The 17,626-nt window shown below is 70.4% G+C and carries 23 protein-coding genes and 1 pseudogene; 13 read left to right on the forward strand and 11 right to left on the reverse strand.

The window, feature by feature from the left end; all coding sequences use genetic code 11:
- Window positions 1-23: 23 nt before the first annotated feature.
- The gene (locus tag ACO1BR_RS37240; RefSeq protein ID WP_426799588.1) at window positions 24-1,598 is read left to right on the forward strand and encodes an NRAMP family divalent metal transporter; all 1,575 of its coding nucleotides are present in this window, start codon (window positions 24-26) and stop codon (window positions 1,596-1,598) included.
- Window positions 1,599-1,688: 90 nt separating this feature from the next.
- Here the strand turns inward: ACO1BR_RS37240 and ACO1BR_RS37245 are convergent, their stop codons facing one another.
- Window positions 1,689-2,438: a DUF4118 domain-containing protein gene (locus tag ACO1BR_RS37245; RefSeq protein ID WP_426799542.1), complete on the reverse strand. Its 750-nt coding sequence runs from the start codon at window positions 2,436-2,438 to the stop codon at window positions 1,689-1,691.
- 150 nt (window positions 2,439-2,588) lie between these two features.
- Between ACO1BR_RS37245 and ACO1BR_RS37250 the strand changes: the two genes are divergently transcribed.
- The 3 genes from ACO1BR_RS37250 to ACO1BR_RS37260 all read left to right on the forward strand — a co-directional run bounded on the left by ACO1BR_RS37250 (window position 2,589) and on the right by ACO1BR_RS37260 (window position 5,155).
- Window positions 2,589-3,080 (forward strand): hypothetical protein, encoded by a 492-nt coding sequence (locus ACO1BR_RS37250; protein WP_426799543.1) that lies wholly within the window; start codon window positions 2,589-2,591, stop codon window positions 3,078-3,080.
- 247 nt (window positions 3,081-3,327) lie between these two features.
- Window positions 3,328-3,912 carry a TetR/AcrR family transcriptional regulator gene (locus ACO1BR_RS37255; RefSeq protein ID WP_426799544.1) on the forward strand — a complete coding sequence of 195 codons (585 nt, stop codon included), beginning with the start codon at window positions 3,328-3,330 and terminating at the stop codon, window positions 3,910-3,912.
- A 28-nt stretch (window positions 3,913-3,940) separates the two neighbouring features.
- On the forward strand, window positions 3,941-5,155 hold the full coding sequence (locus ACO1BR_RS37260; RefSeq protein WP_426799545.1) for an acyltransferase family protein: 1,215 nt from the start codon (window positions 3,941-3,943) through the stop codon (window positions 5,153-5,155).
- A 100-nt stretch (window positions 5,156-5,255) separates the two neighbouring features.
- On the opposite strand, the gene ACO1BR_RS37265 is transcribed toward ACO1BR_RS37260, so the two are convergent.
- Together ACO1BR_RS37265 and folE are read right to left on the reverse strand one after the other, a co-directional pair.
- Window positions 5,256-5,747, reverse strand: coding sequence for an NUDIX domain-containing protein (locus tag ACO1BR_RS37265; protein ID WP_426799546.1), 492 nt, complete (start codon window positions 5,745-5,747; stop codon window positions 5,256-5,258).
- A 26-nt stretch (window positions 5,748-5,773) separates the two neighbouring features.
- Window positions 5,774-6,439, reverse strand: coding sequence for a GTP cyclohydrolase I FolE (gene folE / locus ACO1BR_RS37270; RefSeq protein WP_426799547.1), 666 nt, complete (start codon window positions 6,437-6,439; stop codon window positions 5,774-5,776).
- On the opposite strand from folE, the gene ACO1BR_RS37275 reads away from it, so the two are divergent.
- A complete protein-coding gene (locus ACO1BR_RS37275; protein ID WP_426799548.1) occupies window positions 6,438-6,566 on the forward strand; it encodes a hypothetical protein in 129 nt (42 codons plus the stop codon). The two genes, folE and ACO1BR_RS37275, sit on opposite strands and share 2 nt — an antisense overlap.
- 175 nt (window positions 6,567-6,741) lie before the next feature.
- Here the strand turns inward: ACO1BR_RS37275 and ACO1BR_RS37280 are convergent.
- A pseudogene (locus ACO1BR_RS37280) lies at window positions 6,742-7,059 on the reverse strand (DUF2231 domain-containing protein); the annotation flags it as partial.
- A 177-nt stretch (window positions 7,060-7,236) separates the two neighbouring features.
- Between ACO1BR_RS37280 and ACO1BR_RS37285 the strand changes: the two are divergent.
- The 5 genes from ACO1BR_RS37285 to ACO1BR_RS37305 all read left to right on the forward strand — a co-directional run bounded on the left by ACO1BR_RS37285 (window position 7,237) and on the right by ACO1BR_RS37305 (window position 9,773).
- Entirely contained in the window at window positions 7,237-7,992 is a 756-nt protein-coding gene (locus ACO1BR_RS37285) for a helix-turn-helix transcriptional regulator (RefSeq protein WP_426799549.1), read from the forward strand.
- A gap of 229 nt (window positions 7,993-8,221) precedes the next feature.
- Entirely contained in the window at window positions 8,222-8,767 is a 546-nt protein-coding gene (locus ACO1BR_RS37290; RefSeq protein WP_426799550.1) for a DoxX family protein, read from the forward strand.
- A gap of 88 nt (window positions 8,768-8,855) precedes the next feature.
- Complete coding sequence (locus tag ACO1BR_RS37295) at window positions 8,856-9,314, forward strand: SPW repeat protein (RefSeq protein WP_426799551.1); 459 nt, start codon at window positions 8,856-8,858, stop codon at window positions 9,312-9,314.
- Window positions 9,315-9,360: 46 nt separating this feature from the next.
- Window positions 9,361-9,531 carry a DUF3040 domain-containing protein gene (locus ACO1BR_RS37300; RefSeq protein ID WP_426799552.1) on the forward strand — a complete coding sequence of 57 codons (171 nt, stop codon included), beginning with the start codon at window positions 9,361-9,363 and terminating at the stop codon, window positions 9,529-9,531.
- A gap of 5 nt (window positions 9,532-9,536) precedes the next feature.
- The gene (locus ACO1BR_RS37305; protein WP_159505361.1) at window positions 9,537-9,773 is read left to right on the forward strand and encodes a DUF2180 family protein; all 237 of its coding nucleotides are present in this window, start codon (window positions 9,537-9,539) and stop codon (window positions 9,771-9,773) included.
- 26 nt (window positions 9,774-9,799) lie between these two features.
- Here ACO1BR_RS37305 and ACO1BR_RS37310 read toward each other — a convergent pair whose 3' ends face one another.
- The 3 genes from ACO1BR_RS37310 to ACO1BR_RS37320 all read right to left on the reverse strand — a co-directional run bounded on the left by ACO1BR_RS37310 (window position 9,800) and on the right by ACO1BR_RS37320 (window position 11,640).
- A complete protein-coding gene (locus ACO1BR_RS37310; protein ID WP_426799553.1) occupies window positions 9,800-10,438 on the reverse strand; it encodes a carbonic anhydrase in 639 nt (212 codons plus the stop codon).
- Between the two features lie 459 nt (window positions 10,439-10,897).
- Window positions 10,898-11,194 carry a hypothetical protein gene (locus ACO1BR_RS37315; protein ID WP_426799554.1) on the reverse strand — a complete coding sequence of 99 codons (297 nt, stop codon included), beginning with the start codon at window positions 11,192-11,194 and terminating at the stop codon, window positions 10,898-10,900.
- Window positions 11,195-11,295: 101 nt separating this feature from the next.
- Window positions 11,296-11,640, reverse strand: a complete 345-nt coding sequence (locus ACO1BR_RS37320; protein ID WP_426799555.1) for a hypothetical protein — start codon at window positions 11,638-11,640, stop codon at window positions 11,296-11,298.
- Between the two features lie 263 nt (window positions 11,641-11,903).
- On the opposite strand from ACO1BR_RS37320, the gene ACO1BR_RS37325 reads away from it, so the two are divergent.
- Window positions 11,904-12,059, forward strand: a complete 156-nt coding sequence (locus ACO1BR_RS37325; protein ID WP_426799556.1) for a hypothetical protein — start codon at window positions 11,904-11,906, stop codon at window positions 12,057-12,059.
- 238 nt (window positions 12,060-12,297) lie between these two features.
- Here ACO1BR_RS37325 and def read toward each other — a convergent pair whose 3' ends face one another.
- Window positions 12,298-12,960 (reverse strand): peptide deformylase, encoded by a 663-nt coding sequence (def, locus tag ACO1BR_RS37330; RefSeq protein ID WP_426799557.1) that lies wholly within the window; start codon window positions 12,958-12,960, stop codon window positions 12,298-12,300.
- Window positions 12,961-13,076: 116 nt separating this feature from the next.
- Here def and ACO1BR_RS37335 point away from each other — a divergent pair, with 116 nt between their 5' ends.
- Window positions 13,077-13,655 carry a winged helix-turn-helix domain-containing protein gene (locus tag ACO1BR_RS37335; RefSeq protein WP_426799558.1) on the forward strand — a complete coding sequence of 193 codons (579 nt, stop codon included), beginning with the start codon at window positions 13,077-13,079 and terminating at the stop codon, window positions 13,653-13,655.
- A gap of 413 nt (window positions 13,656-14,068) precedes the next feature.
- Window positions 14,069-14,725, forward strand: a complete 657-nt coding sequence (locus ACO1BR_RS37340; protein ID WP_426799559.1) for a maltokinase N-terminal cap-like domain-containing protein — start codon at window positions 14,069-14,071, stop codon at window positions 14,723-14,725.
- A gap of 373 nt (window positions 14,726-15,098) precedes the next feature.
- Here the strand turns inward: ACO1BR_RS37340 and ACO1BR_RS37345 are convergent, their stop codons facing one another.
- From ACO1BR_RS37345 to ACO1BR_RS37355, 3 genes are read right to left on the reverse strand one after another with little or no spacing between them, the layout of a single operon-like run.
- The gene (locus ACO1BR_RS37345) at window positions 15,099-15,386 is read right to left on the reverse strand and encodes a DUF6980 family protein (RefSeq protein WP_426799560.1); all 288 of its coding nucleotides are present in this window, start codon (window positions 15,384-15,386) and stop codon (window positions 15,099-15,101) included.
- Window positions 15,387-15,410: 24 nt separating this feature from the next.
- On the reverse strand, window positions 15,411-16,898 hold the full coding sequence (locus ACO1BR_RS37350; protein ID WP_426799561.1) for a HAMP domain-containing sensor histidine kinase: 1,488 nt from the start codon (window positions 16,896-16,898) through the stop codon (window positions 15,411-15,413).
- Window positions 16,891-17,568: a response regulator transcription factor gene (locus ACO1BR_RS37355; protein WP_189296478.1), complete on the reverse strand. Its 678-nt coding sequence runs from the start codon at window positions 17,566-17,568 to the stop codon at window positions 16,891-16,893. The genes ACO1BR_RS37350 and ACO1BR_RS37355 overlap by 8 nt, the downstream gene beginning before the upstream one ends.
- Between the last annotated feature and the right edge of the window lie 58 nt (window positions 17,569-17,626).

A 17,626-nucleotide genomic window follows, 5' to 3' on the forward strand; every position in this document is an offset into this window, starting at 1 on the left:
CGGCCGTTGCCCCCGACGGGGCCATCGAAGGGGCCCTGGGGCGCGTCCGGCTCGACGAGGCGGACGCCGGCCGCGGCCTCAAGCGCCGGCTGCTCACCTTCCTGGCGATCGTCGGCCCCGGCTTGGTCGTCATGGTCGGCGACAACGACGCCGGGGGCGTCTCCACGTACGCCCAGGCCGGCCAGAACCACGGCTACAGCCTGCTGTGGGTGCTGCTGCTGCTCGTTCCGGTCCTGATCGTCAACCAGGAGATGGTGGTCCGGCTGGGCGCCGTCACCGGAGTCGGGCACGCCCGGCTGATCCTGGAGCGGTTCGGCAGATTCTGGGGCTGGTTCAGCGTCGCGGATCTGTTCGTGCTCAACTTCCTCACCATCGTCACCGAGTTCATCGGCGTCTCGCTCGCCCTGAGCTACTTCGGGGTCAGCAAGTACATCGCCGTGCCGGTGGCCGCGCTCCTGCTGGTGGCGATCACCGCCAGCGGGAGCTTCCGCCGCTGGGAGCGGGCGATGCTCGGGTTCATCGCCGCCAGCCTGCTGCTCGTGCCCCTGGCCCTGCTGTCCCATCCGCGCTACGGATCCGCCGCGTACCACCTGTTCGTGCCCGGCGTGCAGGGCGGCGTCTCGTCGAACGCGGTGCTGCTGATCATCGCGATCGTCGGCACCACGGTCGCCCCCTGGCAGCTGTTCTTCCAGCAGTCCAACATCATCGACAAGCGGATCACCCCGCGCTTCATCGGCCATGAGCGCGCGGACACCGTGCTGGGCTCCCTCGTCGTGGTCGGCGGCGCGATCGCGATCGTCATCGTCGCCGACTACGCGGTCCGCGGCACCGCAGCGGCCGGCCACTTCACGGACGCGTTGGGCATCGCCACCGCGCTGGCCGACCACAGCCGCGTCCTGGGGGCGCTGTTCGCCGTCGTCCTGCTGGACGCCTCGATCATCGGGGCCGCCGCGGTCACCCTGGCCACCAGCTACGCCTTCGGCGACGTGTTCAACCTGCGCCACTCCCTGCACCGGAGCTTCGGCGAGGCCAAGGCGTTCTACACCAGCTACACAGGCATGGTCCTGGTCGCCGCCGCCGTGGTGCTGATTCCCGGCGCCCCGCTGGGCCTGATCACCACGGGCGTCCAGGCCCTGGCCGGACTGCTGCTGCCGTCCGCGAGCGTCTTCCTGCTGCTGCTGTGCAACGACCGGGCGGTGCTGGGCCCGTGGACCAATCCGCGCTGGCTCAACGTCCTGGCGTCCGTGATCATCGCGGTGCTGCTCATGCTCTCCGGGATCCTGGTCGCCACCACGCTCTTCCCCTCCCTGGACACCGCCCGGGTCGCCCTGTGGCTCAGCGTCCTCCTCGCCGCGGGGCTCCTCGCGGCCGGCGGCTGGCTGCACATCGTCCAGGGGCGCCGCGCCGCCGTCACCAGGGACACCCCCCGGGTCCCGCGCGCCGAACGGGAGAGCTGGCGCATGCCGCCGCTCACCCTCCTCGAACCGGTCGTCTGGTCGCCCGGTCTGAAGCTCGGCATGGGCCTGCTCCGCGGCTATCTGCTGATCGCCGCTCTGCTCCTGCTGGTCAAGGCCGTCCAGCTCGGGGGAGTGGGGTGAGCGGCCCGACGGCGCGGTGCAGCCGGCTGCCGGTGCGCACGGCGGGCGGGGCGGGCGGCCCAAGTCCGCGCCGGAGCGCCCGGTACGTCGTCACTCGGGGGCGCCGCGGCCGGCGGTGTTCAGGGCGGCGCCGGCCTGGTCGGCGAGGGTGACCGCGACGAGCCGGGCCTGGAGCGTCGGCCGGGCGTCGGGGGAGGGTTGAAGCATGAACCTGCCCTGGTAACGGCCGTTGCCGATCGCCCGCAGCTCGATCTCGTCCGGCGGCCAGCCGTGCTCGTCGACGTCCCATCGCCTGCGGCCCGCGGTCACGGTGCCGTCCTGTTCCAGCCGGGGCGGGTGGCCGAGCAGCGTCCCGTACTCGAAGCGGCACGCCCGCAGCCCCAGCAGCACGACCAGCTCCTGCCTGACGTGGTCGACCACCGCCTCGGCCGACGGCGCCGACTGCGCCAGCTCGGTGGTCTCGTGGATCCTGCGCAGCTGCGCGGCGTCGGTGACGGCGACCACCTGAAGCCGCCGGGCACGGGCGGCCAGCTGGGAGACCGCCAGCCCCACCAGCATCAGCAGGATCGCGGTCGTGACGTCTTCGGCACGGCTGATGCTGAAGCTGTCGTACGGCGGGGTGAGGAAGAAGTCGAACCACGCCGCCGCGGACAGCGCCGACACCGCACCCGCCACCCGGCTCCCATTGGCCGCGATCGCCACCACGGCCACGACGAAGATCAGCGCCAGGTTCGTGCCCGACACGCTGCCGCGGAATGGCACCAGCACCAGTGCGAGCAGCAGGGGGACGACCACGGCAGCACCCACCGCGATGCGGTCACGAAGCGGAAATCCGGTCACTCGGACACCTCCCATATCTGCTTTACCACGGTATGCGGTCAAAATCCCCGAATGCCGTACGACGGGGGCTGCGCTCCGCCCTCGATGCCCGCCCGCCACCGGACGCCGCCTCCGTGCCGCCGGTCCACCATGGAGGAGAGGGAGGTCCCTATGTCTCCGATGTGGACCGCACGCGGCCGCGACGTACCGGGCGGGGAGGGTGCACCGCGCCGCTGGAGCCCCGAGATCGCCGCGACGCTGATGGTCATCGCCGTGGGTGCCGCCGAGATGGCGGTGCTGCGCCTCGCGCCGCCCGACCGGCGTCCGGTCATCAGCGCCGGGCTCCTCGGCGGCGCCCTGGCGGCCCTCGTACTCTTCGCCGTCCTGTGGCACCGCCGGCACACACCGGCCAGGGAGGTCCACCACCCCGCGCTTCCGGAGGCGGGATCCGACGGATGGTTCGGCGCGGACGCCCTCGAAGGCTTCCCCATGGAAGAGCTCCGCCCCCTGCTGCGGGCCCCCGACGCCCCCGACCTGAACCAGCTGTACACGGCGTGGGTCCTCGTCCACCACGGCCACGACGCGCCCTGGATCTCCCACCACCTGGACCTCCCCCCTGCCGCCGTCCACCTCCTCGTCGACGCCGCGCAGCAGCGGCAGTGACGCCTGTGCGGCCAGCGGCTCGTCCGCCGGACCGCCGAGCCCGGCACCCCTTCCCACCACGGCCCGCGCATCCTCGTCTCCTGCGCCGCGGGGCCGCTCCCCGTCCTCGCCGGATAACCACTCGACAACGTCTGGCCGGTCGGCTAAATTTCTGGCCATGCGGTCAGAAAATGATCCAAGTGGCCAGTCCGGCAACGGTGAAAGCGGGACGGCAACACCGGACGCGGAGCGCTCTCTCATCGAGAGGGTGCGCCGTGCCCAGATCATCGACGCTGCCATTGACGTCATCGCGGCACGGGGGTTCGCGAAGGCGTCAATGGCGCAGATCGCCGAGCGGGCCGGCATCAGCAAGGGTGTGATCTCGTATCACTTCGCCGGCAAGAGCGAGTTGATCGAGCGGACCGTCGAGCAGGTCTACGAAGGTCTCGGCGCCTTCGTGGCGGCCCGGCTCGAAGGGCAGACCGGAACGGCTGCCTGGCTGCGCGTCTATGTCGGTTCGGTGGCCGAGTACATGTCCGGCCACCGGACCCAACTCGCCGCGCTGGGGGAGATCTTCACCCACTTCCGCACCGACGACGGCGATCTGCGGTACGGCATCGCTTCCAGCGAGCCGATCTACACCCGCGTGGAAGAGGTCTTCCGCGAGGGACAACTGCGGGGCGAACTAAGGCCGTTCGACACCCGCGTCATGGCCGTCAGCCTGCAGGCCGGCATCGACGACATGTTCGGCTACTGGGCCACGCATCCCGACCACGACCTCACGGCCCACGCTCGCGAACTGACCGACCTCTTCTGGCACGCGACCCGAGCGGACAGCCGGGCCGAACCCTGAGAAACACACATCGAACGGGGGAACTTCGATGGCACACGACACCGGGCGCACGGCCGCGCCCGCCGACACCGCGGGACCCGCGGGCTTACGCCTGCACTACGTCGACAACCTGCGCATCGCGCTGACGGCTCTGGTGGTGCTGCACCACACGGCCGTCACCTACGGCAACATCCCCGCCTGGTACTACACCGAGCCCGCCAAGGACGGCTCCGGACGGCTCCTGGACGTCTTCGTCGTCTTCAACCAGACGTTCTTCATGGGCTTCTTCTTCATGATCGCCGGATACTTCACCCCGGCGTCCTACGACCGGAAGGGCTCGCGCCGCTTCCTCCGGGACCGCCTCAAGCGCCTCGGCATCCCACTCCTGGCCTTCCTGCTGCTGATCCGGCCTCTCACGGACCTCGGCGGGTATCTCCATCTGCGCTCCGTCTTCGCCGCGCGCGGTGATGCCCTCCCGTACTGGCTCTACTACCTGGCGAGTTGGGACGCGGGCCCGCTGTGGTTCGCCGAAGTGCTCCTGGTGTTCGCCCTGCTCTACGTCCTCGTACGCCGCCGTGCCCACCGCCTCCCGGTTACGCCCGCCGGGACGGCCGACGAGCCGACGCCGATCCGGACGCCGTCATCGGTGTCCACGTCGACCGCGCCGAGGCCGCGCGCCATCGTCCTCTTCACCGCCGCCCTCGCCCTCGCCACCTACCTCTGGCGCATCCTCGTGCCGAGCGGCACCTATGTCCCGTTCCTCGGACTGCCGTCCTCCGCCTATCTGATGCAGTACGCGAGCTTCTTCGTTCTCGGGGTCCTCGCCTACCGCCGTGGCTGGCCGCAGTCCCTCTCCCGCCGCACGGGCTACCTGGGATTCGCCGCCGCGACGGCTGCGACCCTCGGCTACCTCCCGTTCGTCGCCGTGGTGAAGGCAGGCACGACGGACGGGTACGGAACGTGGCAGTCACTGGTCGCCGCGGCGTGGGAGTCGACGTTCGCAGTGGGCATCGTCATAGGTCTGACCGTGCTCTTCCGCGAACGCCTCAACCGCCAGGGCCGTACCGCCGCGTTCCTCTCCCGGCACGCCTTCGCGGTCTACGTCCTCCACGCGCCGGTGCTCGTCGCGCTCGGGCACGCCTTCCACTGGCTGCACGCCCCGGCCGTCGCCAAGTTCGCGCTCGTCGCCGCCCTCGCGCTGCCGGCGTGCTGGGCGGTGGCCTACGTGGTCCGCCGCCTACCGCGCGTCGACCGGGTGTTGTAGGGCCGTCCGGCGGGGGACGACGGAGCGGAACGGTCTGTCGGGGCCGGGGCCCGAACCCCGGCAGGCCGTATCGTGCGTGCGCAGACCCGGGCCGGGCTCCTCACAGACCGAGCGACAGCGGTTCGGCCGGAATCGCCGAGGTCGTCAACGCGCCCAGGTGTGCGGCGAGTTCGCGCGGGGAGAACAGGTCGGGACCGCGCTGGTCGGCGATGTCCCGGTGCCGCCACCACTGCAGCCCACTGATGTGCTCGGTTGCGAGTGCGTCGTCGGAGAGGATGCCGCGAGGCGCGAAGTGGGCGGTGCGCACGAGAAAGTAGTCGTTGACCACGCCGTCGTAGCCCTCGACATGGCCGGGTGCGACGACTTCCTGGTGCCAGACGTGAGGTGGCTCCGCCCTGAGCACGAGTCCCACCTCCTCCCGCAGTTCGCGACGCAGGGCGCGCAGCGGCGTCTCGCCGGGCTCGATTCCTCCGCCCGGCGCCGCCCACACGACCGTCACGGGGTCCTGGGCGGTGATTCTGCAGAGCAGGATGCGGTCGTCCTCGTCGAGGATGATCGCGCGGACCGCATGGCGGAGGTTCAACGACCGCATGCGGACACGCTAATGCCCCTTTGCGGTCAGCGGGACAGTCCGGTGAGCGCGAGGAATTCGCCGCGGGAGCGGGCGTCGCTGCGAAGGGTGCCCAGCAGGGTCGAGGTCAGTGTGCGGGATCCGGTGGCCTGTACGCCGCGCAGGGTCATGTAGGTGTGCTCGGCCTCGATGACGACGCCGACGCCTTGGGGTTCCAGGTGGGTCTGGAGCCAGTCGGCGACCTGCTTGGTGAGGCGTTCCTGCACCTGGGGGCGGCAGGCGAAGTGCTCGACGACCCGGGCGAGTTTCGACAGGCCCAGAATGCGCTGTCCGGGCAGATAGCCGACGTGTGCGGTGCCGACGAAGGGGAGGAGGTGGTGTTCGCAGACGGAGCGGAGCGGGATGGCGCGGGCGAGGACGAGTTCGTCGTAGCCCTCGTCGTTGGGGAAGGTGGTCAGGTTGAACGGGCGGGGACTGAAGAGTTCGGCGTAGGCCCGGGCCATGCGGCCGGGGGTTCCGCGCAGGCTTTCGGAGTCGCTGGAGATCCCGAGGGCGGTCAGGAACTGCGCGGCGGCGCGCTCGGCCGCCGCCAGGTCGATGCCGGCGGTGTCGTGCACGACCCGCAGCGCGGCGGGGCGTATCACGTCGTCCGGGTCGCCCGCGAGGGCGGCGGTGGCCGTGCGGGTGACGGTGCGGTGCGGGGAGTTGCTCATGTCAGCTGCCTCCGATGCCCAGTGCGGTCAGCAGGACGAGGACGACGGTGGCCACGGCGAGTACTCCATGGGCCACCACGACAGACACGGGGAAGTGGCGCTCCGGCGGCGCCGGTTCGGCGCCTGAAGCGGCCCGGCGGGTGGGAAGCCAGCGGCGAACAGGGTGAGGCCCAGCAGGGCCACGGGGACGGGCAGCAGGCCGGCCCGGTCCTGCCGGACTTCACCGTGGACGATCCAGGTGCCGAGGAGGGAGAAGCCGCCGAGGGCGGTGCGAGCATCCCGGGCCCCACCCGGCCGTTGATCGTCTGCTGTGCCTGGCGCCACCCGAAGTTGCCGGCGTAGGCGCAGGTCACGACCAGATTCACGGCCATGTGCAGCAGACCGGTCCGGAGCGCCGGGGTGCCGGTGGGGAGGGCGAACAGGTCCAGGAACCCGACGGTCGCGGCTGCCGGCGCACCGACGACGCCGAGCGCGATCAGCCACATCGCCGCCGGGCCCAGGAAGCCGGGAGGGGAGGCGACGTGGGACGCGATGTCGAAGACCAGGTTCGCCACCCATGCCCCGATCGGCACCGTGACCAGGATGGGGTGGAAGGGATGCCCGTACGGGCCGGTCAGCAGCGCGCTGACCGGCCGTTTCGCCTGTCACTGTCGGCCGGTGAGCGTCGCCGCCATGGCAGCCTCCCTGCACTATTTCACCAAAGATTGTTGGTGGTATTGCCTGAGGAGGTCAAGGGAACCTGCAGAACCGACCCGGGAAGTAGTTACGCCCACGCAGCTGTGCGATAGCGTTCCTGTGTGGGACTCGACGACGCTTCGCTGACCTCACTGGCCGTCTTGGGAGACGATCTGCGGCGGCGCATGTTCGACGTCATACGGCGCGAGCACCGCCCGCTGACTCGCGAGGAGGTGGCCGCGCGCGTGGGCATCTCCCGCAAGCTGGCGGCGTTCCACCTCGACAAACTCGTCGCGGCCGGACTGCTGCGGTCTCACTACGCCTCACCGTCCGGCATCCGCAAGGTCGGCCGGCACCCGAAGCTCTATGAACCCGCCGCCGAAGCGATCGAGGTCAGCGTCCCCGAACGCCGCTTCCAACTGCTCGCCGACCTGCTCGCCGAGGCCGTGCTCAGCGAGGCCCCCGGTGAATCGGCGCACGACGCGGCGGTGCGCGTGGCCGGCGAACGGGGCAGGAACATCGGCGCCGCCGAACGCGTCCGTGCGCGTCCCGGCCGGCTGGGTGCCGAGCGCGGCCTGAGCCTCGCCACCGAGACACTCGACGGGCTCGGCTTCGAGCCCGAACGCAGCACCCCCACCCTGGTTCTGCTGCGCAACTGCCCGTTCCACCCGCTGGCCGCCAAGGCTCCCGAGCTGGTCTGCGACATCAACCAGGCTTTCCTGGCCGGTTACCTCCAGGGCCTGGGCAGCGACGCCACCGACGCCGTGCTCGCCCCGCACCCCGGCCGGTGCTGCGTCGAGCTGCGCGCCCGCGCATCGGCCACCGGAGGCGACGACTCCGAAGCGGCCTGTGACCGCCGACTCGAAAAACAGCAGTAGCCCGAAAAACGCCAGCGGCATTTTCCGCTACCCCTGGACCTCTCCCGCCAGAAGGAGAAGTATCGGTGGTGTGGGGGACCGGGCCACAGACCGGACCACTTCACAGGACCGCGGGCCCGTCTGATCCCCGCCGCGCACGCATCATCCGTTGCGTGCCCCCTCTCTCACCGGCGCCCGTCCGATCGCGACGTTCGCCAACGGGCGTCACCGAAGTGCAGGTGAACCCGCCATGGAACGAGCAACCACCCCCACCACACGCCATGCCGCCGCAGCGACAGGCCCCTCACCGCCGGCCGTACGCCCCGCGGACGTGGGCGTGCTGCTGATGCGACTGCCCGTCGGCCTGCTGATGGCCGCCCACGGCGCCCAGAAACTGTTCGGCCTCTTCGGCGGCGACGGACTCCGAGCCACCGGCAAGAGTTTCGCGGCACTGGGGTACCACCCTGGCACCCTCTTCGCCGGCATCGCCGGCGCCTCCGAGTTGCTCGGTGGCCTGGGAGTGGCTGTGGGGCTCCTGACGCCCTTGGCCGCCGCCGCGGTCATCGGCGTAATGATCAATGCGATGGTGGTCACCTCACCGCACGGCCTGTGGGCGACCGCAGACGGCATCGAATACCCCATAGTCATCACCCTGGTGGTGCTCGGCGTGGCCCTCATCGGGCCCGGCGCCCTCTCCCTCGACCGGTTCTTCCCGTGGCGCGGCGGTGGCTGGCGTGCGGGGGCCCTGGCCCTCGTCCTCGGCGGCGTCGGCTCAGCCATCGTGCTGAGCCTGTGACCGCAGCCTCGCGCACCTGCATCATTGCAGAGTGCAATGATATTCTGGAGGCGAGGTCAACCGAGGCATACGAGGAGAAGCGATTCGAATGTCGGACCTCTCTCATCACACCACGGACATCACCAGCCATCCCGACGTTGCCGAGATGCGGGAGCGCTACGCACGGCTGGTCTCCGGACGCCAAGCCGCCGCCCTCGACGGGATCGTGCTCCTCACCGGGATGTACGCGGCGATCTCGCCGTGGGTGGTGCACTTCCACGCGACGAGCCCCGAACTGACGGTGAACAACCTCGTCATCGGCCTGGTGCTGACCGCGATCGGCCTCGGGCTGACCCGGGCACCGGAGCGTATGTACCAGCTGACCTGGACCTGCGCGGTGATCGGCGTCTGGCTGGTCATCTCCCCGTGGGTCGTGACCGCCGGGCACCGTGCGAGCGCCGGACCGATCTGGAACAACGTCGTGATCGGGGCCGTGACCTTGGTCCTCGGGCTGGCGGCCACACGCCTGGCGATGGGTGCGGGGCGCGAGCAGAAGCCGGACGCCTAGGGCCTGCCCGGCCGGAAGGCGACGCGGGCTCCGGGAGGAGGCGACCATGACGCTGCCCATGCATGACCGACAGGTCCTCGCCGAGATCGAGCAGGGCTTCATGGCGGAGGACCCCGACCTCGCCCTGCTGCTCGGTACCGTGCGTGAGCAACCATCGCCTCACGCAACAGTTCCCTTGCAAGAGAAGGGTCCGTGCAGGTGCGCGGGAGGCGGGTGAGTCCCATGAAGTGCTTCGACTGCGCGTGGGCCGAGGAGATCGTCGACGCCGTGGGGGTGTGCCACCACTGCGGTGTCGGCGTCTGTATGCGGCATTGCCATGTCGCCCTGGAGCCCGGCCATCATCTGGCCGGCGTCGGCCAGTCGACGCTGTCCCGGCCGGCCCGCGAACTCACCTGTCTCACGTGCCACTTCGCCATGACCCCCGCGTACTCGGCCGAGGCGAAGGGAAGCGCGCGATAACGCGGCGGGCCGGCGCGGCGCACGGATCACGCCGGGCCCGCGGTGGCGTCGAGGCCACGGGACACCACGAGTTGCGCGCTGCCGTCGGCCAGCCGGTAGCACAGGCCGACCACGGCGGCCTGCCCCGCCGCCACCCGCTGCGCCAGCACCCGGGAGCGGTCCAGGAGCAAGTCGACGGTGTGCCGCATGTGTTCGGCGACGATCTCGTCGGCCTGCACCTGGCCGGCCGACCGTGCCGCGAGCACGCTGGAGGTGACGCGCTCGACGACGTCCCGGATGTAACCCGCCGGCGTCGTACCGTCCTCCAGTGCGGCACAGGCGGCACCGACCGCACCGCACGAGTCGTGGCCGAGGACCACGACCAGCGGACAGTCCAGCATCTCGACCCCGTATTCGATGCTGCCCAGCACTTCGGCGCCCACGACGTGGCCGGCGGTGCGGACCACGAACAGGTCGCCCAGGCCGCGATCGAAGATGATCTCGGCGGCCAGCCGTGAGTCGGAGCACCCGAACAGGACGACGAAGGGGCGCTGGGCCAGGGCGACCTCGGCGCGGCGGGTGGCGTCCTGGTTGGGGTGCTCGGCCGTACCGGCGACAAAGCGCTGGTTGCCTTCGAGGAGCCGCGTGAAGGCTTCGCGGGGAGTGGGGGACATCGTCTGGGCCATGGCCGCACCTTACGGCCGCGAGCCGGGCCCTGCTCGCACGACGGGCGGAACGGGAAAGGAGACGGGGTCCGGCCGCAGCCTCCACCGCCGCCCCGTTCGACCTCCCTGTCAGCCGCCGTTGACGTCTGCCGCGGCGGCGGCACGCTCCCGCAGCCTGGAGAGTTCGCGGAAGGCATGGCGGCCGACGGCATCCGCGGCCGGTTGGGTCAGGCGCTGCTCCACGCCCGACCGCTCTCCGGCCCGCTCCGCATCTCGCCCAGAACGGCGTAGGTGCCGAAGTCATCCGCAGCAGCGGCCAATTGGGCCAGCAGACCGGCGTCCTGGTGGCAGCCCCGGGCCTCGGCTTCCCCGGCTCAGCCGGGCGAGTTGCCCCGCGCCGGTGACATGGTCGACGGCGGCGCTCCAGAAAGACGGGGGAGGGCAGAGGCGCTCCCGGACGGCGCGGCCGTGGGCGTCGAGTTAGTCGGCCAGGCGGTACACGCCCGGCTGCGCCCCCATACCGCCGGGCGAGGGGGGCAGGCTCCAGGGCCGCGGCAACACGCTGGACCTGCACGCGGGCGTCATCGAGAGCGGTGGCGACCCAGTCGGGTCGGCCGCGGTGCGCTGCTCGTCGTCGAGGTACCCGGGAGCCGCGTCGCGCAGGGAGCCGTCGAGCAGCGGTCCGTGCCACCCGAGCCGCGAGGCGTCCATGGCCGCGGTGACCAGCGCACGGGCGAACCAGGTGGGAGGCTCGTCGGCCGATTCGTAACGGTCCACGAGCTGAAGGCCGGCGGCGAGGGCCTGGGTGATCCTCCCGTCCCGGGACGCACTCCGGGCAGTCAGGCCGCACGACCTCGGAAGAGCGGATGGGGAGTCACTCAGTGCAGTTGACGCCCCATCTTTGCTGTCCGCCTGTTCTGCCCTTTGGTGTCCCACCACTCTTCCAATGAGGCGCGAACCAAGTGCACGAGTTGTTGGAGGCGATCAGGGTCGGGGTGGGCGGAGGTGAGAACGTCCACGAAGGACTTGTCGTCCCAGGGCAGAGTGAACATCCAGTCTTCGTCCTGGTGTCCTTGGCGCTCTACGGCGATCTTGTACGTCAAGGTCGCGCTGCGGTCGGCGTGATGGTGGACCGACAGGCTGGAGATGTCGAATCTGACCTGCCCGTCACTGGTGGTGTACGAGCAGGTCAGAGCCCGCTCTGCTGGCGTCTGATCCGCCATGTGAACCATTCACCCTTCGCCTTCTTTAGTGCTGGACGGCTTCCCTCCGTGCCGGAGCCAACACTTGCTGCCGCTGGCCGGGCAGGCGATCCGTCGCCATCCGGTGGCCCGCCCGAAGTCGACGATCGCGGTACGACCTGCGAGGGGCGCGGCTACTGCCGCGATACAGGCGGTGCATTGCCCTGCCTGTGTTCAGAGATCGTGTCGCTGCTCCCCACTCCCACCGCGACCGCACGTAGTAGAAAAGAAGGATGGGAAGTCGGGTGGTCGTCGTGCTCTACGTGCTCGCGCTGGTAGCCGTCGTGGTTGGCGTGGACGTCCTGTTCTTCAGGCACCAGTTCTGGGAGCGGCTGATGGTGAACGTTGGAATCGTCCTGGTGTTCGTTGCGTTCTACTTGAGGTTCCTGAAGCGTTCGTGAGCCTGGCCGCGGCAATGCGGCTCACCCGGCGGCGGGTGATCAAGCCTGGCCGGGCCAGGTTCGGCCGGCACTCCGAGATTCTGCGGAAGCCGGCTCTGTTGGGAACCCGGCTCGGCGGGATTCCCGACCAGCCTGGCAGGTCTGCGGCGCACGGCGAGATCCACGGACAACTTCGATGCGACAGGGCGCCTGCGGCCCATGACCTTCGGCAGGAAAGTGGCCGCGGCCATCATGCGTCTCACCGGCCCAGGTGGGCGGCCTTGATCGCGCGTCGCGCGAAGACGTCGTCACGTCGGTCTTCCATCTGCCGCAGGGCGTCCTTGCGGTCTCGCTTGGACAGGCGGTCGAGATACGTGTGGCCGGTGAGGTGATCGGTCTCGTGCTGCAGACATCGGGCGAAGTAACCCGTCCCCTCGATGACGAGAGGGTTGCCGTCCTTGTCGAAACCGCGAGCGACGGCACGGTCGGTGCGGGGAACCGTCATGGTGGCGCCGGGCACGGACAGGCAGCCCTCGAAGTCGTCTATGAGTCGCCGGCTGCCTGGATCGGGCAGGTCCAGAACCGGGTTGACGAGGTGACCGACATGCCGGACCCCATAGTCGTCCGGGCAGTCGTAGACGAACAGCCGCAGGTCGACGCCGACCTGGTTGGCGGCCAGGCCGGCACCGTCGGCCACATGCATGGTCAGGAACATGTCGTCGATGAGCGCCGACAACTCCGTTGTTGCGAACTCGGTCACCTCCCGGCAGGGGCGCCTCAGCACCTCCTCGCCGACCACCGTGACCCTGCGAACCGATCCGCGTTCCGCTTCCGGCGGCAGAGTCGGATAGGCGTCGAGGGGGCGGCCTTGGACGCGGACTCGCCGGTCGACGGAACGGGACCGCTCGTGACGAACAGACATGGCTGTCTTCCCCCTTTTTTGCGCACGCTACAGATGCCGCGCAGGTCGCCGCGGCTGATGACTCCAGCAAGGGCCACTACTTGCGAAGATCTTTGCAAAGTAGCAGACTTTGCAAAGTGACTGAAGGTGACCTCAACACCCCGAACGACCAGACAGCCGGCACCGGCGCCGAACTGCGCGAGCACGAAGTCCGCACGGCCCTGCTGGACCTGCTCGCCGAAGTCGGCACCGTCACAGCGACCGAAGCCGCCTCCCGGCTGGGCTACAGCTCGGGCCTCTGCTCGTTTCACCTACGGCAGCTCGCACGCCACGGATATGTCGAAGAGGCCCCCCACAGCGGGGGCCGCGCGCGCCCGTGGCGCCTGAGACGGAACACCGACGCTGCCGAGGGGACTTCACAGGAGCGGTTCGGCGACCTGGCCCGAGGGCTGGAGGACGAGAGCTGGCAGCGATGGCTGGCCCAACGAGATGTGGCGCCGCCCCAGTGGCGCCACGACGAAGCCTTCAGCGCCGTCGCCTACCTGACACCCAAGGAGATGAGCCGGGTCGCGGAGGTGATCCGACAGGCGCTGGCGCCCTACCAGGACCGCGAACAACGCCCCCTGGCCCGGCCCGACGGCGCTCGACCTGTGGCCCTCATCACGCGGCTGTTCCCCTTGCTTCCCTACACAGCCGACGGCGCGGACCAGGATTGAGGATTCGTCACCGGTTCCGCCCGAGGGCGCTATCGGTGCCACCGCCGATCCGCATCGGTGGCCTGGAGCCCGTCCGCGTCTTCGATCTCAACCTGTAAGGGACCGACCCCCGGCTCTGCATCCGCCGTCAGCCGCGGAGCCCGCCGGCGGTCGGCAACAAGCTCGCTGCGAAGCAGGTCCCGAGCAGAGAGGATGGCTGTCAGCGGGGCTCATGCTGTGTTGTTGGAGTTGGCGGCGGCGGCGACAAACGTGGCGTAGGCGGTCCGTTGGTGTTGCCGACGGGTCGCGTCGACCGGGCCTCGGTGCGCGTTTCGTGCCTGGGCGCGGTCTACGGCGCCGGCGGTGGCTGCTGGAGCGCCGGGGTGTGGAACGCTTGGGAAGATCCAGATCTGCGACAGGAGGCGACCACCGTCATGGCGCTGATTCACCACACCACCCTCAGGCCGACCAAGCTCGAACTGCTCACCGTCTGGCTGCCCACCCGCCCCTGGTACCGGGGCGGGCCGGATGTCCCCGCGCTGGAGAAGTCGGGTGGCTTCCGGTTGGACGATCCGGAGGGCGAGGTCGGCATCGAGTTCATGGTGGCCACCGACATGAGCGGCCCCGAGCGGACGGCCTACCTGGTACCGCTCACCTACCGCGCGGCGCCATGGGATGGGGCCGAACACGCCCTCATCGGCACGATGGAGCACGGGGTGCTGGGCAAGCGCTGGGCGTACGACGGCTGCCATGACCCGGTGCTCGTCACCGAGTTGCTGTCGCTGATCGAGGGCAACGCACCCGCGATGGCGCAGAGCATCACGGACACCCGCGACCACGAGGTGACCCGCTCCCACAGCGGCGCCCCGTTCGACCTGGACGGCTTCACGCCCGAGCCCACCGACGACCGGGACGGTACCCGCCTTCCCGTACCCGGCGGCACGATCCTGCACGTCCATCGCGCCCTCGCCTCCGTCGACGAACATCCGCCACTGCCGCGCCAGGGAGCCCTTGGCCATGTCGCGACCGGCTGGCAGGGACCGAACGGCACGCGCCCCCGGGCCGTCCTGATGACACTGCTCGACGCCTGACCCGGGTGCCGACCGCCGATCGGCGGCGGAGCGATCCCGCCTGAACAGGACGGACGGGACGAGGTTGGGCGCACTGTCCCTTCGGGCATCGGCGCGCCCAACCTTCCTGCCGGGCGGCGGCTCATGGCGCGCCGTCGCCGAACTGGCCGTCGCGTGGGCCGAAGACGTACGAGTGCGGTAGGTGATAGCGGCCTGAGTGCCGTCTACCTCACGTGCGACTGATGCGAAGTCGTTGCAGCCCTGAGAGTGGAGTTGCCCGTCCGACCGGTGTCCCGGTCGGCTGATCGCGGGACGGTCGGCGCAGGTGGGCCTCTTGGTGCCCCGGAGACCGCTGGGGCGTGTATCGGAAGTGGCTTGAGCGGCTGTTGGTTCGTCAGGCCCGAGGCAGGGGCGCGAGCCAGCGGTCGTCCCGGAACTCGGCAGGGACTTCGTCGTCCCACGGGTCGATCCCACGGCGTTCCGGTTCATCGAACCATCGGTCCCGCTGTGACTCGGGGAGGCGTCGTCCGCACCAGGGGCAGAAGTCGATGGTGATGCTTGATGCACCGCCGTCGTGGATGATCAGCCCGTACTCCTGGGACTCGACGCTGAATTCGATGAGCGCGTCCGGGCAGGCGCGGGATGTCGGTTCGTAGGTGATGGCTGCGGCTTGGACCCGCACTGGGGCTGTGTCGATGTGCCGGCGTCACCGACGGCCGGCCCGTACGTCTTGGGGCGGTTCAGGCGGGATGGGCAGTCGGGTGCGGAAGGTGGTCGCTCCCGGGGTGTCGAGGACGGTGAGGGTGCCTTTGTGGATGGCCGCGATGTCGCGGGCGATCGGGAGGCCGAGGCCGGTGCCGCCGTCGTCGCGGCTGCGGGCGTCGTCGAGGCGGGCGAACCGTTCGAAGATCTTCTCGTGGTCGGCGGGCTCGATCGGCGGGCCGTCGTTGGTCACCTCCAGGACGGCGTCTGCGGAGGCCCGGTCGGTGGTGAGGCGGACCGTGATGTAACTGCGGGCGTGGCGCTGGGCGTTGTCGAGCAGGTTTGTCAGCAGCCGTCGCAGCCACAGGGGGTTGCCGGGGACGGTGATCGCCGTCGGGGCGTGGACGGCGACCGGGTGGGGTTCGACGCCGCGGGCCGCGACTGTGGTGTGTACCAGGTCGGCGAGGTCGACGGGTTCGTCGGGCCAGTCGTGGTCGGTGGTGTCCAGACGGGCCAGCAGCAGGAGGTCGGTGGCGAGTGCTTGCAGGCGTTCGGTGTCCTCCAGGGCACCGGCCACCAGGTCCGTGTGCACATCGGGGTCGGAGTGGGCGAGGGCGACTTCGAGCTGGGTGCGCAGGACGGTCAGGGGGCTGCGCAGTTCGTGGGAGGCGTCTGCGATGAAGCGGCGCTGCCGTGTGCCTGCGGCTTCGAGGCGCTGGAGCATGGCGTTCATGGTGTCGGCGAGACGGGCGATCTCGTCGTCGCTGCGGGGCTCGGGAACGCGGCGGTTCAGGTCACGGTCTCCGATGGCGGCGACCTCGGCGCGGATGGCCTCGACCGGCCGCAGGGCACGGCCGGTCGCGCGCCAGGTGAGGGCGCCGACGGTGAACAGCAGGACCGTGCTCAGTACGGCGAGGGCGGCGGTGGTGAGGTCTTCTGCGGCGTCGGCGGTGCGCAGGGACGCGCCGACGTAAATGGTGACGGGGCCGGTGGGGGTGGCGGCAGAGACGCTGGTGACGCGCTTGTGGTGTGCGTGGCCCGGGGCGTCGAGGTTGAAGGTTCTGTGGTCGTTGGGGCGGCCGGCGGGGGCGAGTGGGGGGTGGCCGGTGAGGTTCTGGCTGGCTGCGACCACCGTGCCGTTCGCGTCGACGACCTGGATGAAGTCGGTGCCGTGGTCGAGGGGAAGCGGGCTGGTGAGATGACCGTCGGTGGCGAGGCGGGCGACGGCCTGGGCCTGCTCGCGGGCATCGGCCTCGACGGTGCGTTCCAGATTGACGCGCAGCAGGAGGATGACGGCGGTCGAGGCGATGGAGAGGACGACGGCGACGCTGGCGCAGGCGGCGAGGGTGGTGCGGGCGCGGACCGAGCGTGGTGTCAGGCGGTCGACGAGGGCTGCGGCGCGGGGATGGCGGGCCAGAAGGCGGTGCGCAGTCGCGCGCAGTCGGTGGTGTGCGGCGCCGGTGGGTGCACCGGCGGGGATCTGGTCAGCCACCGTCGGCCGCCAGCCGGTAGCCGGCACCGCGGACGGTCTGGACCGCGGCTCGCCCGAAGGGGGTGTCGATCTTGCGCCGCAGGGCGCTGACGTGGACCTCGACGGTGTTGGGGTCGCTGTCGAGGGCGTTGTCCCAGATGGCGTCGAGGATCTCCCGCTTGGAGACGGCCTCGCCGGCTCGGCGGGCGAGGTGGTCGAGGATGGCGAATTCGCGGGGGGTGAGGGGGATCGTGGTGCCGGCGCGGGTGCAGGTGCGGGCGGCGGAGTCGATCACGAGGTCGCCCAGGACGGTGCGCCGGGGCGCGCGGCTGCCGATGCGGCGGGCCAGCGCCTTGAGGCGGGCGACGAGTACGACGAAGGAGAAAGGTTTGGACAGGTAGTCGTCGGCGCCGGTGTCGAGCGCCTCGGCTTCGTCCCATTCGCCGTCCTTGGCGGTGAGCATCAGGATGCCGACGTCGCTGCCGCAGGCCCGCAGGCGTGAGCACACGCGGTAGCCGTTGAGACCGGGCAGCATGACGTCGAGCACGACCACGTCGTAGGCGTGGTCCATGGCCTGTGCCAGGCCGGAGGGGCCGTCGTGGGCGACGTCGACCCTGAATCCCTGGGCCGTCAGCCCGTGCCGCAGGGCCAGGGCCAGCCGGCGTTCGTCCTCCACCACCAGTACTCGCATGCGGACCAGGGTCGCAGGTCGCCATATGGACAGCTGAAGGAGTCTGCAGGTCTTCAGC

The organism is Streptomyces sp. YGL11-2, from assembly GCF_050054615.1.
Classification (GTDB): Bacteria; Actinomycetota; Actinomycetes; order Streptomycetales; family Streptomycetaceae; genus Streptomyces.